Raw genomic sequence first — 12,577 nt, forward strand, 5'->3', positions numbered from 1 at the left:
AGGATTATGACTATAGAAAACGTGTTTTTCAATAGTGTATTGGTTGCTTTCGCATTGCTTGTCGCTTCGTGCGGCAAGCAACCGGAAGCCGAGGTAGAGGTGATGTCGTTCAACATCCGTTTGGACCATGTGGCGTTTTCTATAAGACAGATCGTTTTGAACTTTTGAAGAACGGAGACTTCGGACTGAGTGAAACTCCTGATTCCATCGGAAAGAAAGGCTGGGATGCGGCTTGCGAGCGTATTGTGACTTGGGCGGTACTGAAAGACAAGGTGAGTGGTAGGGAAATAGCTGCTTTCAATACTCATTTCGATCATGTAGGTAAAGTGGCACGTCGCGAAAGTGCCGTGCTGATACTTGAGAAGATAAAACAAATAGCGGGTGACCTTCCGGTAATTGTTACCGGAGACTTTAATGGAACGGTAGATTCCGAGCCGGTCACTGTATTGACGGAAGGTGGAATGAAGAATGCTTGCGTTACGGCGAAAGTCGCTTACGGACCGACATGGAGTTTCCATGACTTCGGGCGCATCCCGGTAGAGAAACGTAGGTTGATAGATTTTATTTTTATAAAAGGTGCTGTAGAGGTGGAGCGTTACCGAACCATTGATGATAAGCCGGACAACGGCTATCTCTCCGATCATGCTCCCGTAATGGCTATCTTAAAACTATAAAAGCATTTACTATGAAAAAGAAATTATTGATTGGAGCTGCCCTAATACTTTCTGTGAGTACGGCATGTACTTCAGGAGCCGGTGATTGGCAGAGTTACAGCGGTGACAAACGGATAGAAGAGCGTGTCGATTCTGTACTTGCCTTGATGACACTTGAAGAGAAAATAGGTCAGATGACCCAATATTCTGCCAAGAGCGATATTGTGACCGGTCCGCAAGTAAATACGGACATTGAACCTCTATTGAAGAAAGGATACATAGGCAGTCTTTTCCATGCCACTTCTTCTGCCGCCATCCGTAAGACACAAGAGACGGCACTAGCGGAATCCCGGTTGAAGATTCCAGTGCTTTTTGCTTTCGATGTGATACACGGTTTTAAAACGATATTCCCTATTCCTTTGGCCGAGTCGTGTGCCTGGGACGCTGAACTGGCAGAAAGAAGTGCGTCCATTGCCGCTGCCGAAGCTTCGGCAGTGGGTGTTAACTGGACTTTTGCCCCCATGGTGGACATTTCACGTGATGCACGTTGGGGACGGGTAATGGAAGGCTCTGGTGAGGATCCTTATCTGGGTTCATTGCTCTCTGCCGCACGTGTACGCGGTTTCCAGGGTGAGAAGCCCGAAGACTTGATGCGGCTGGACAAGATGCTGGCTTGCGCCAAACACTTCTGTGCATATGGTGCTGCTGAAGCTGGTCGTGATTATAATACGACTGATGTGTCCGAGCGCTCTTTGCGCGATATTTATTTCCCACCTTTCAAGGCTGCCAAAGATGCGGGTGTGGCTACTTTCATGACTGCCTTCAATGAGATTTCCGGTGTGCCTTGCACTTCCAGTAAGTTCCTTTATCAGGATGTGCTTCGCGATGAGTGGAGGTTCAACGGTTTTGTAGTGACGGATTATACGGCTATCAATGAGCTTGTTCCCCACGGCGTGGCACGCGACGAGGCTCATGCCGCCGAGTTGGCTGCCAATGCGGGCATCGAGATGGATATGACCGGAGGTGTGTTTCATGCACATCTGCTGCAAGCCGTGAAAGAGGGCAAGGTGAACGAAGAAACCATTGATAATGCCGTACGCCGCATTCTGGAGATGAAATTCCTTTTAGGCATTATGGACGATCCTTACCGCTATCTGAATGAGGAGCGTGAGAAGGCTACTATCATGAAACCCGAGTTCTTGGAAGCAGCGCGCGATGCTGCTCGTAAGTCGGTAGTATTGTTGAAGAATGAGAATGACTTTTTCCCGATACAACCCTCTGAACGTAAGACTGTAGCTTTGATAGGCCCTATGGTGAAAGAACGTAACAGTGTGAACGGTGGTTGGGGTGGACGGGGAGACCGTCAACGGAGTGTCACTCTTTTTGAAGGGTTGGAAAAAAAGTACGGAAACTCGAACGTACGTTTTCTTTATGCCGAAGGCTGCGATCTTCGTAAGCCTGGAACTGCAGGATTTGCACAAGCTGTGTCCGTGGCTCGTCAGGCAGATGTCATTCTGGTTGCTGCCGGTGAAGACCAGAACTGGAGTGCCGAGGCTGCTTGCCGCACGGACATCACCCTGCCTGCTTCGCAGCGCGACTTGCTGAAGGAACTTAAGAAAACGGGTAAGCCCATCGGATTGGTATTGATGAACGGTCGTCCGCTGGAACTTACTTGGGAGGACGAGAATATGGATGCTATTCTCGAAGCCTGGTATCCGGGCACGATGGGTGGTCATGCCATTGCCGATGTCATCGCAGGCGACTATAATCCTGCCGGAAAGCTGACAATGAGTTTTCCACGTTCGGTGGGGCAGCTCCCGCTTTACTATAACCACAAGAACACCGGACGACCGCTTCCTCCGGACAATCCGAAGATGGATTACAAGTCTTCTTATATTGACTGTCCCAATTCTCCGCTTTATCCTTTTGGATATGGCTTAAGTTATACTAGCTTTGAGGTGGATAACTTGAAGTTGGACAAGGAGGAGCTGAAAAAGGGGGAAACACTTACCGTTACAGTGGATGTAGCCAATATCGGTAAAGTCGGTGGTGAAGAGGTGGTACAGCTTTATATTCGCGACCTTGTGGGAAGTGTGACTCGTCCGGTGAAAGAATTGAAGGGTTTTCAAAAGCTGTATCTCAAGGCTGGCGAGAAGAAGTCGCTGACATTTGTGCTGACTGAAGAAGACCTTGCCTTTTGTGGTGCTGATATGAAGATGCAGGTGGAACCGGGGGAATTCCGGCTCTGGGTAGGAACATCGTCGGCAGATGAGCGGAATGAATCTGTTTTTACGTTGATATGATAAATTGAAAAATCTTATAAATCATTGAAGATGATGAATCATAAACTATCTTTAGGACTTGCCATGCTTCCATTGGTTCCTGCTGTTCAGGCTCAGGAACAAGGCAGGCAAGACGGTGAACGTCCTAACATTATTTTTATCATGAGTGATGACCATGCACAGCAGGCTATGAGTATCTATGGTCATCCTATAGGTAAAGTGGCACCTACTCCTAATATTGACCGTATCGGGCAGGAAGGAGCTGTGTTCTGGAATAATTATTGCTGTAATTCTATTTCAGGCCCCAGTCGCGCCGCGATACTTACTGGCAAGCATAGCCATAAGAACGGCTTCATGAAGAATTGGGCACTAGGTTTCGACGGCTCTCAGCAGACGTTGCCTAAACTGTTGCAACAAGGCGGCTATGAGACTGCCGTCATCGGTAAATGGCATCTTATTTCCAAGCCGACGGGATTTGACCATTGGATGATTCTCAATGACCAAGGCGAATACTGTAACCCACAGTTCATTACCGAGGGGGACACTACTATTCATAAAGGATATGTGACCGACCTCATTACTCAATATTGTGAGGAATGGATGGACAACGGTCGTGACAAGAACAAGCCGTTCTTCCTGATGATGCACCACAAAGCCATTCACCGCAATTGGGTACCTGCCGAACGGCATTATCGTTTGTATGAACACGCCAAGTTCCCGCTTCCCGATAATTATTACGATGCCTATGAGGGACGTTACGCAGCACAGATGCAGAAGATGAGTATATACCGTGACATGTACGAAGGTCACGATTTGAAGATGGTTGCGGGTATCGATAGCGACAGCCTGCTCTTTGACCCTTGGCCGCACGCTTTCATGGGAACAATGACACCGGAAGAACGCCGCCGTTTCCTTGATGCTTACCGCGATCGAAATAATGAGTTCTATTCCAAGCCACGTTCATTTAAGGAAGTGGCTGAATGGAAATACCAACGTTACCTGCAAGACTACATGGCTTGTGTAGCAAGTGTGGACGAGAGTGTGGGCGAGATACTGGACTATCTCAAACGTACGGGGTTGGACAAGAATACGATTGTAGTCTATACCACCGATCAAGGCTTCTACTTGGGCGAACATGGCTGGTTTGACAAGCGTTTCATGTACGAAGAGTCTTTTGGTATGCCGATGGTGATGCGCTGGCCGGGACATATCAAACCGGGTACGCAAGTTACAGGTCTGACCCAGAACATCGACTTTGCTCCTACTTTCCTTGATATGTGCGGCATCTCCATTCCGCAGGACATGCAGGGCGTTTCGTTCAAGGAACTGGTGGAAAAAGGCAAGACACCGCGCGACTGGCGTAAGTCCTTGTACTATCACTATTATGAGTTTCCCGGCTTCCACAGCGTGCGTGCCCATTACGGTGTGAAGATGGAACGCTACAAGCTGATGCACTTCTACGTGGATGACAATTGGGAACTTTATGATCTCAAGACAGACCCTGAAGAGATGCACAATCTTTATGGGAAGAAGGGAATGGAGAAGATTACCACCGAACTGAAGGCTGAACTGGCACGCTTGCAAAAAGAATACGATGTGCCGCAGGAGTTATGCCGCTGAAAAGCTACCGGAAGACATATTGAACATTAATAACCTGATAATAAAGATAAAAGATAATGAGAAGACTGATTACTAATCTGCTGCTGGCATTATTATGCTTGGCGTCTCCCCTTTTGGCGCAGGACATGCGCATGGATACTTATTGTAATCCGCTGAATGTAGACTATACCTATATGATATACAATTCTTCGAAAGATATCTCCTACCGCTCGGGTGCCGACCCTGCCGTAGTAGAGTTTCGTGGAGAATATTATATGTTCGTTACCCGTACGCACGGCTACTGGCATTCTACGGATTTGCAAAACTGGAATTTTATCAATCCGGGGGAAAACTGGTATCCACAAGGTTGTAACGCTCCGGCGGCACATAACTACAAGGATTCAGTACTTTATGTCTGTGGCGATCCTTCGGGTGTGATGAGTGTGCTTTATACCGACAACCCCAAGTCGGGTAACTGGAAAGCCACTCCTGCCATCATCACCAACTTGCAAGACCCTGACCTTTTTCTTGATGATGACGGCAGTGCTTACATGTTCTGGGGCTCTTCCAACAAGTGGCCCATTCGCGGCATGAAGCTCAACAAGAACCATCGTTTCATACAAGAAGGCGAGAAGCTGGAACTTTTCAATCTCGACCCAGAGAAACATGGTTGGGAACGTTTTGGAGAAAATCATGCCGATACCGTGCTGGGCGGCTATATCGAAGGACCGTGGTTGACAAAGCACAACGGGAGGTATTACATGCAATATGCCGCTCCGGGCACTCAGTTCAATGTATATGCCGATGGTGTATATGTGGCCGACCATCCGATGGGACCTTATACCTATCAGAAACATAACCCCATTTCCTATAAGCCTGGCGGTTATATCAACGGTGCCGGTCATGGAAGTACGGTGCTCGGACCGGGTGGGCAATACTGGCATTTCGGTTCCATGGCTCTGCCCATTAATATGCACTGGGAACGCCGTCTCTGCATGTTCCCTACTTATTTTGACGAAGACGGCATCATGTATTGCGACACCCGTTTTGGTGATTATCCCCGTTATGCGCCTACTGTGCCTGGAAAGAAGGGTGAGTTCCGCGGCTGGATGCTTCTTTCTTACAACAAGCCTGCCAGAGGTTCTTCGGCTGTAGAAGGTCATACTGCTGCCGGATTGACGGACGAGAATTGCAAGACTTATTGGCTGGCTTCTTCCAACGATGAAACACAGTGGGTGGAGATAGACCTTCAGGCACCTGCCACTGTAAACGCTATTCAGGTGAATTACAACGATTATAAGAGTGACATGTATGGCCGTTATCCCAGCCTACGCCACCGTTATACCATCGAAGGTTCTGTGGACGGCATCAACTGGACGCGCCTCGTCAACCGCAGCAATAGTTTCAAGGATACTCCGCACGATTACGTGGAATTGGAAACCCCTGCTCGGGTACGTTATGTACGTTACAAAAACATTCATGTTCCTACACCGCACCTTTCCATTTCTGCCATCCGTATTTTCGGTCTGGGCGAAGGTAAGGCGCCTGCTCAAGTGAAGACATTTGACCCTCACCGTCACGAAGATCGTCGTGACATCACGCTGACTTGGAAACCGGTGAAAGGTGCACAAGGATACAACATCCTTTGGGGTATTGCGCCGGACAAGCTTTACAGTTCTTGGATGGTGTATGGTGACGAGTGTAGGCATCTGATGAAATGTCTCTCTACCGACCAGGAATATTATTTTGCTATCGAAGCTTTCAATGAAAGCGGTGTATCTCAAATTTCTGCCGTTAAAGAAGTGAGATAATGTGTTGTAAAATGAGGGTGTGCCATCAACCGTTTTGACACACCCTCATTTGTCGTTTTATGTGTATTTTGTTTATTGTCAGCTTAATAAAACTATGGATAAAAAGTCGTATTGCATCGCTTGGTTGATGTTGTTGTTCGTCGGTTCATTACATGCACAATATCGTACTACTACCTACTGTAACCCTCTTAATCTGGACTATACTTATCCTTTTCACAATTCCCATTTGGGCAAGTCCTATCGTTCGGGTGCCGACCCTGCTGTAGTGGAGTTTCGGGGGGAGTATTATATGTTCGTTACCCGTTCCTGGGGTTACTGGCATTCCAAGGACTTGCTGAATTGGGACTTTATTACTCCCGAAAAATGGTATTTCGAAGGTTGCAATGCTCCTGCTGCCCATAATTATAAAGATTCCGTACTCTATGTTTGTGGGAATCCATCCGGAGCCATGAGCATACTTTATACCGATAATCCCAAACGGGGGGACTGGAAGGCAGTGCCATCGGTACTCCACGACCTTCAGGATCCTGCCCTTTTCATTGATGATGATGAACGTGCTTATATGTATTGGGGGTCTTCCAACCGTTGGCCTATCCGTGGTAAGGAACTTGATATGAAGAATAAATTCCTGCCGATAGCGAAAAAGCCGGATTCACTGCTCTTTCTCCGTCCTGACATTCATGGGTGGGAACGTTTTGGCGAAAATCATACCAGTGACATCAAGCCATTCATCGAGGGTGCGTGGATGACGAAACACAATGGGAAATATTATTTGCAATATGCCGCTCCGGGCACTCAGTTCAATGTGTATGGTGACGGTGTTTATGTAGGAAAATCTCCTTTGGGTCCCTTTCAGTATGCGGCTCATAATCCGTTCTGCTACAAGCCGGGAGGATTTGCTACCGGTGCCGGGCATGGAAGTACGGTTTGTGGTCCGGGAGGAATATACTGGCATTTCGGTACAATCCATCTGTCCATTAATTATAAGTTTGAGCGTAGGTTATGTATGTTTCCTACATTTTTTGATGAAGACGGTGTGATGTACTCTGATACTTACTTCGGTGACTATCCTCACTATTCTCCCGACCAGGTTTCGCGACAGACGACAAGCGGTGGTTTCCGGGGCTGGATGTTGCTTTCTTATGGCAAACCCGTGAAGGCTTCTTCGCAATTGGAAAGTTATCCGGTGGAAAATGTGACGGACGAGAACTTGAAAACCTTCTGGGTGGCCGGAAAAAATGACGATAAGCAATGGGTGGAGATAGACCTTGAAGAAGTGAGTGACGTGTATGCCTTGCAACTGAATTTCTTTGACTATGAGGAAACCGGATTTTGGGGACGTATGCCAAACCTCCGGCAACGCTATCTTGTAGAAGCTTCGGTGGATGGTGCCCGTTGGCGGGTATTGGTGGACTATCGCAACAGTTTCCGTGATGCCCCTCATAATTACATAGAACTGGATCAACCGATAGAAGCACGCTATATTCGTTATCGCCACCATTACGTGCCGGGCAAGAATCTGGCAATGGGGGATATTCGCGTGTTCGGTTTGGGACGTGGGAAAAAACCGGCTACGGTAAAAGGTTTTACGGTAGTGCGTGAAGCGGACGAACGTAATGCCCGCATTTCTTGGAAATCGGTGAAGGGTGCGCAAGGCTATAATGTATTGTGGGGTGTTGCTCCTGATAAATTGTATAGTTCGTGGATGGTATATGGCGATAATTCATTAGACTTACGTGCCCTCACGGTGGGACAAAAATATTATTTTGCCATCGAATCGTTTAATGAAAATGGTATTTCGCAACGTGTCTTTCTTCGAGAGGCTCACTGATTATGTAAATTGAGTAATAATGAAACAGATAATACACTCTTTTTTGTGTGGTGGTACCGTTTGGGCAGCTTGTGCTGTATCGCAGGGAGTAAAGGCCGGTGGAACTTCTGTTTCTGCTGCAGAGGATGGCGAGGTTGTTCGTCCCAACATTGTTTGTGTGGTATGCGAAGACATCAGTCCTTGGCTACGCTGTTTTGGTGACAGTGTGGCAGTGACTCCCACTATTGACGCCCTTGCGGCAGAGGGCGTACGCTATACCAGCCTTTACGAGACAGTGGGTGTCAGTGCTCCTTCGCGTGCGGCACTCATCACGGGAATGTATCCCACACATATTAAAGCTAATTATATGCGTACGCAAGGGGGGCAGATTGCACGTCCGCCAGCAGTAACCGGTTACGATATTGTGTTGTCTGAAGGAATTAAATGCTATACTGAGCTGTTGCGTGCCGCTGGTTATTATTGTACGAACAATCCGAAGACCGACTATCAGTTTCTATCGCCTTTGACAGCTTGGGACGAATGCGGTAGGCAGGCGCATTGGCGCAATCGTCCTAAGGGAATGCCTTTTTTCGCTATATTCAATACCCTTGCTTCGCATGAGCAGAAGGTATGGGAAAGTGCAAAGGATACGCTATACGTCTCTCCCGACGATGTGGTACTGCCTCCCTATTATCCTGAGGACAGCATTGTGCGCCGCGACATAGCTGTCATGTACAGCAATATTTACCGCATGGACTGTTTTGTCCGCCAGATGATTGATGAACTGAAGGCTGCAGGCGAGTGGGATAATACTATTCTTATCTTTTATTCGGATAATGGCGGACCGCTTCCTCGGCAGAAACGTGAAATAACAGAGGTTGGTACCCATATTCCTCTCATTATCCGTTATCCGGACGGACGATTGGCCGGCAGTATTGATGATGGACTTCGCAGTGTCATTGACATTCCACCCACGATTCTTTCATTGGCGGGTATCAAGCCTCCTGCCTATATGGATGGCAAGGCATTTGCTGGGAAATATGCTTCGCCATCGCGGCGCTATGTTTTTGCCGCACGTGACCGTATGGATAAGTGCTATGACCAGCAGGGGGGCGTGCGCGATTGCCGTTATCGTTATATCTGTAATTATACTCCCAATCAGCCCGGCTATCAGCCGGTAGGATTTCGTCTGAACATGCCGATGATGCGCCGTATGCTTCAACTCCATGAAGAAGGCGCACTCGATGAGAATCAAGAAAGCTGGTTTGTCTGGCCCCGTCAGCGTGAAGAGTTCTATGATTTGGAGAAAGACCCTCATGAGATGTGCAATCTGATTAATGATTCGGCTTACCGGAAAGACATTGACCGTTTGCGGAAGGTGTATCGGCAGTGGGAAAGGAAATATTGGCAATGTCGTCCGCTGACAGAACCGGAAATAGTATAAACTATGTGGCCGGACGGTGTACAGCCGCTCGTGTCAGCTCCGCAGATTGTACAGAGGGGGGCAGGTCAAGCTGGAGTGTTCCACTCCTGGAGTCTCTTATGCCTATCAGTTGAATGGTCGGGGACGGAATGGAGAGAAACATTGGAGTCTATATGTTGAGCCGTTTGCTGTCCGTAAAGGAGACCGGGTGGCAGTGCAGGCTTTCCGGGTAGGATATAAGAAAAGTGAGATAGTAAACTTCTTGATTGAACATTAATTTTATAAAATATGAAGAATATAGTTTGTACAGCCTTGATGCTGTTGATGTCTGTGTGTATGTATGCGCAGGAGTTGTATGGAGAGTATGAAAAGAAAGTGTATGTCTCTTCGCAGGGAGATTCGTTGAAGTACCGTTTGCTGCGTCCCGAAGCAGAAAAGGCAGGGCAGAAATATCCGTTGGTGCTTTTTCTGCATGGTGCGGGCGAACGAGGAGATGATAATCAAAAGCAATTGGTGCATGGTGGGCAGATGTGGCTCAATCCGGTGAACAGAGAAGAATATCCGGCTTTTGTATTGGCTCCCCAGTGTCCTAAGGAAGATTATTGGGCTTATGTGGGTCGTCCCAAGTCGTTTGTACCTGGAGAAATGCCCGAGGTACAGGAGCCTACGCGTATATTCCGCACATTGAAGGAGTTGCTGGATACCTATTTGGCTATGCCCCAGGTGGATAAAGACCGGATTTATGTGATGGGACTTTCCATGGGCGGTATGGGGACGTTTGATTTGGCGATACGTTATCCCGAAGTTTTTGCCGCAGCCGTTCCCATCTGTGGTATTGTGAATCCGGCAAGGCTTTCTGCCGCCAAAGACGTGAAGTTCCGTATTTATCACGGAGATGCCGATAACATTGTTCCGGTAGAAGGTTCGCGTCAGGCTTACAAGGCCTTGAAGGCTGCCGGTGCCGATGTTGAGTATATCGAATTCCCTGGAGTCAATCATGGCAGTTGGACACCGGCGTTCAATGATTCTGAGTTTATGGAGTGGCTGTTTAATCAGAAGAAAAAATGATGAGAATATTGTCTGTTATCGGAGCGCTCTTTTTAGGGGGCGCTTTTTTAACTTCTTGCACCACTTCCGGTCGGGTAAGTACTTTTGTGGTATTGCCGGATACGCAGACTTATCTGGAGCAATGTCCGGAGGTCTTCGATTCGCAAGTGGACTGGTTGGTTGCCAACTGTAAGAAAATAGATGCCGTGTTCCAAGTGGGAGATTTGACACAAGATAATTCTCCGGTGGAATGGGCATATATGCAGAAAGCTTTTCATCGTGTCAGCCAAGCAGGAATACCTTATTCTGTCGTATGGGGAAATCACGATATTGGCAGTAAACCCGGTAAGTTTTCGGACATACATAACACTGCAATGGCCAACAAGTATTTTCCTCTTTCTGACTATAAGCAGAAGAGTTATTGGGGAGGCAGTGCGGATGGAAAGACATTGGATAACTATTACATAAACCTTAGGTCGGGCGATACCGATTGGCTGGTCTTGAATCTGGAATTCGGGCCTTCTGATGAGGCTCTGCAATGGGCCGATTCCATAGTGGGTATTCATCCGGATAAGCTTGTCATATTGAATACACACGCCTATTTGTATTGTGACAGTACGTTGCATGACGGGAAAGACTGGTGGCGCCCTCAAGGATATGGCATCGGCAAAGAGTCTGGGCGCACAGTGAACGATGGTGCTGGAATCTGGGAGAAATTGCTTCTCAAACATCGCAATGTGATAGCTGTCTTTTGTGGGCATGTCTTGAAAAGCGGAGTCGGCACGCTGGTCTCTATAGGGAAAGAGGGAAATAAAGTGTATCAGATGCTGGCAAACTATCAGCGTGGTGTGGAAGGCAGTAGATTGGGAGGTGAGGGCTACTTACGCATTGTAACTTTTAACCAGAAGACAAGGGAGATAGATGTGAAGACCTATTCGACTTGGAATAAAGCCTACCACCCCTCCGAACATCATAACTTTAAGTTCAAAGAGGTGGACTTTGATAAATATCTACGCTGAAATTTTTCAGAAAATAGATTCCTGTGTCTGTGTGGTCAGCAGTTCCAAAGCCTTGATGCCCATAACGGAATTCCCTTTCTGGTTCAGTCTTGGGCTCCATACTGCGACTGAATAACGCAGTGGATAAACTGCAGCTATGCCGCCTCCTACACCACTTTTTCCAGGAAGGCCTACTAGATAAGAGAACTCTCCGGCTTCGTCATAAAAACCACATGTTTGCATGATGGCATTGATCCTTTTTACCTGAGAGGAGGTCAGAGTGATGTTTTCGAACGCAAAGGCTTGTTTATGGTTGGCGAAAGGTAAAAATGCCTTAGACAAATCATAACAGCTCATCTCTATGGAGCATTGCAGGAAATAGAAGCGGAGTACGCGTTCTATGTCATTGTTTATGTTATGATGATATTTCAACAGATTGGTAATTGCCGCATTCAGGTAGCCGTTTTCGCGTTCGGATAGGGCTACTTCTTCATTATAATCAATCTGGTTGTTTCTGCTGAGTGAACGGACAAAACGGATATATTCCTCTTTTGGATGCTTTAAATGGCTCAATAGAATGTCGGTCATCACAATGGCGCCGGCATTGATAAATGGATTTCGGGGAATACCTTTTTCTACCTCTAGTTGCACTAGCGAGTTGAAAGCAGTGCCCGAGGGTTCTTTACCCACTCTTTTCCATAGATTGTCTCCTTCAAGGCTTAGGCACATGGCAAGGGAAAATACTTTCGAAATACTTTGTATGGAGAAGCCGGTAGTAGCTTCTCCATGCATGAAGGTTTCGCCTTGTATGGTGTGAATGCACATTCCGAACTGGTCCGGATTGATTTTGGCGAGTGCCGGAATGTAATCAGCTTGCTTGCCAATAGTGGCATAAGGCTCTATTTCTTGATGAATACCTTTCAGTATTTTCTGATAATCCATATTATAGTTCTT

11 protein-coding genes are annotated in these 12,577 nt (G+C 47.3%); 10 read left to right on the forward strand and 1 reads right to left on the reverse strand.

Features of this window, described 5'->3' with window-relative positions:
* Positions 1-6 precede the first annotated feature (6 nt).
* The 10 genes from DW096_RS19570 (at position 7) to DW096_RS11815 (ending at position 11,644) form a co-directional block, all read left to right on the forward strand.
* The gene (locus DW096_RS19570) at positions 7-168 is read left to right on the forward strand and encodes a hypothetical protein (RefSeq protein WP_227212838.1); all 162 of its coding nucleotides are present in this window, start codon (positions 7-9) and stop codon (positions 166-168) included.
* Positions 165-674: an endonuclease/exonuclease/phosphatase family protein gene (locus DW096_RS11780; protein WP_227212835.1), complete on the forward strand. Its 510-nt coding sequence runs from the start codon at positions 165-167 to the stop codon at positions 672-674. Before DW096_RS19570 ends, DW096_RS11780 begins: the two co-directional genes overlap by 4 nt.
* 11 nt (positions 675-685) lie before the next feature.
* Complete coding sequence (gene bglX / locus DW096_RS11785; RefSeq protein ID WP_118931198.1) at positions 686-2,956, forward strand: beta-glucosidase BglX; 2,271 nt, start codon at positions 686-688, stop codon at positions 2,954-2,956.
* Positions 2,957-2,989: 33 nt separating this feature from the next.
* Positions 2,990-4,555 carry a sulfatase gene (locus DW096_RS11790; RefSeq protein ID WP_118931205.1) on the forward strand — a complete coding sequence of 522 codons (1,566 nt, stop codon included), beginning with the start codon at positions 2,990-2,992 and terminating at the stop codon, positions 4,553-4,555.
* Between the two features lie 56 nt (positions 4,556-4,611).
* Positions 4,612-6,345: a family 43 glycosylhydrolase gene (locus DW096_RS11795; protein ID WP_117990937.1), complete on the forward strand. Its 1,734-nt coding sequence runs from the start codon at positions 4,612-4,614 to the stop codon at positions 6,343-6,345.
* Between the two features lie 94 nt (positions 6,346-6,439).
* On the forward strand, positions 6,440-8,176 hold the full coding sequence (locus DW096_RS11800) for a family 43 glycosylhydrolase (RefSeq protein WP_057256699.1): 1,737 nt from the start codon (positions 6,440-6,442) through the stop codon (positions 8,174-8,176).
* 19 nt (positions 8,177-8,195) lie between these two features.
* The gene (locus tag DW096_RS11805; protein ID WP_227212833.1) at positions 8,196-9,599 is read left to right on the forward strand and encodes a sulfatase; all 1,404 of its coding nucleotides are present in this window, start codon (positions 8,196-8,198) and stop codon (positions 9,597-9,599) included.
* A 16-nt stretch (positions 9,600-9,615) separates the two neighbouring features.
* Positions 9,616-9,855 carry a hypothetical protein gene (locus DW096_RS19575; protein WP_229095737.1) on the forward strand — a complete coding sequence of 80 codons (240 nt, stop codon included), beginning with the start codon at positions 9,616-9,618 and terminating at the stop codon, positions 9,853-9,855.
* An 11-nt stretch (positions 9,856-9,866) separates the two neighbouring features.
* Entirely contained in the window at positions 9,867-10,646 is a 780-nt protein-coding gene (locus DW096_RS11810; RefSeq protein WP_118274610.1) for a prolyl oligopeptidase family serine peptidase, read from the forward strand.
* Complete coding sequence (locus tag DW096_RS11815; RefSeq protein WP_120028766.1) at positions 10,643-11,644, forward strand: metallophosphoesterase; 1,002 nt, start codon at positions 10,643-10,645, stop codon at positions 11,642-11,644. Before DW096_RS11810 ends, DW096_RS11815 begins: the two co-directional genes overlap by 4 nt.
* Before the next feature lie 6 nt (positions 11,645-11,650).
* Here the strand turns inward: DW096_RS11815 and DW096_RS11820 are convergent, their stop codons facing one another.
* Positions 11,651-12,565 (reverse strand): glutaminase, encoded by a 915-nt coding sequence (locus tag DW096_RS11820; RefSeq protein ID WP_005834492.1) that lies wholly within the window; start codon positions 12,563-12,565, stop codon positions 11,651-11,653.
* Between the last annotated feature and the right edge of the window lie 12 nt (positions 12,566-12,577).

It is taken from the genome of Bacteroides sp. AM07-18 (genome assembly GCF_003602695.1).
GTDB lineage: Bacteria > Bacteroidota > Bacteroidia > Bacteroidales > Bacteroidaceae > Bacteroides > Bacteroides uniformis.

What these genes read in the sequence shown, in the direction of transcription:
- DW096_RS19570 (WP_227212838.1), top strand. Translation starts at nt 7, where the DNA reads ATGACTATAGAAAACGTGTTTTTCAATAGTGTATTGGTTGCTTTCGCA.
- bglX (WP_118931198.1), top strand. Translation starts at nt 686, where the DNA reads ATGAAAAAGAAATTATTGATTGGAGCTGCCCTAATACTTTCTGTGAGT.
- DW096_RS11790 (WP_118931205.1), top strand. Translation starts at nt 2,990, where the DNA reads ATGAATCATAAACTATCTTTAGGACTTGCCATGCTTCCATTGGTTCCT.
- DW096_RS11795 (WP_117990937.1), top strand. Translation starts at nt 4,612, where the DNA reads ATGAGAAGACTGATTACTAATCTGCTGCTGGCATTATTATGCTTGGCG.
- DW096_RS11800 (WP_057256699.1), top strand. Translation starts at nt 6,440, where the DNA reads ATGGATAAAAAGTCGTATTGCATCGCTTGGTTGATGTTGTTGTTCGTC.
- DW096_RS11805 (WP_227212833.1), top strand. Translation starts at nt 8,196, where the DNA reads ATGAAACAGATAATACACTCTTTTTTGTGTGGTGGTACCGTTTGGGCA.
- DW096_RS11810 (WP_118274610.1), top strand. Translation starts at nt 9,867, where the DNA reads ATGAAGAATATAGTTTGTACAGCCTTGATGCTGTTGATGTCTGTGTGT.
- DW096_RS11815 (WP_120028766.1), top strand. Translation starts at nt 10,643, where the DNA reads ATGATGAGAATATTGTCTGTTATCGGAGCGCTCTTTTTAGGGGGCGCT.
- DW096_RS11820 (WP_005834492.1), bottom strand. Translation starts at nt 12,565, where the DNA reads ATGGATTATCAGAAAATACTGAAAGGTATTCATCAAGAAATAGAGCCT.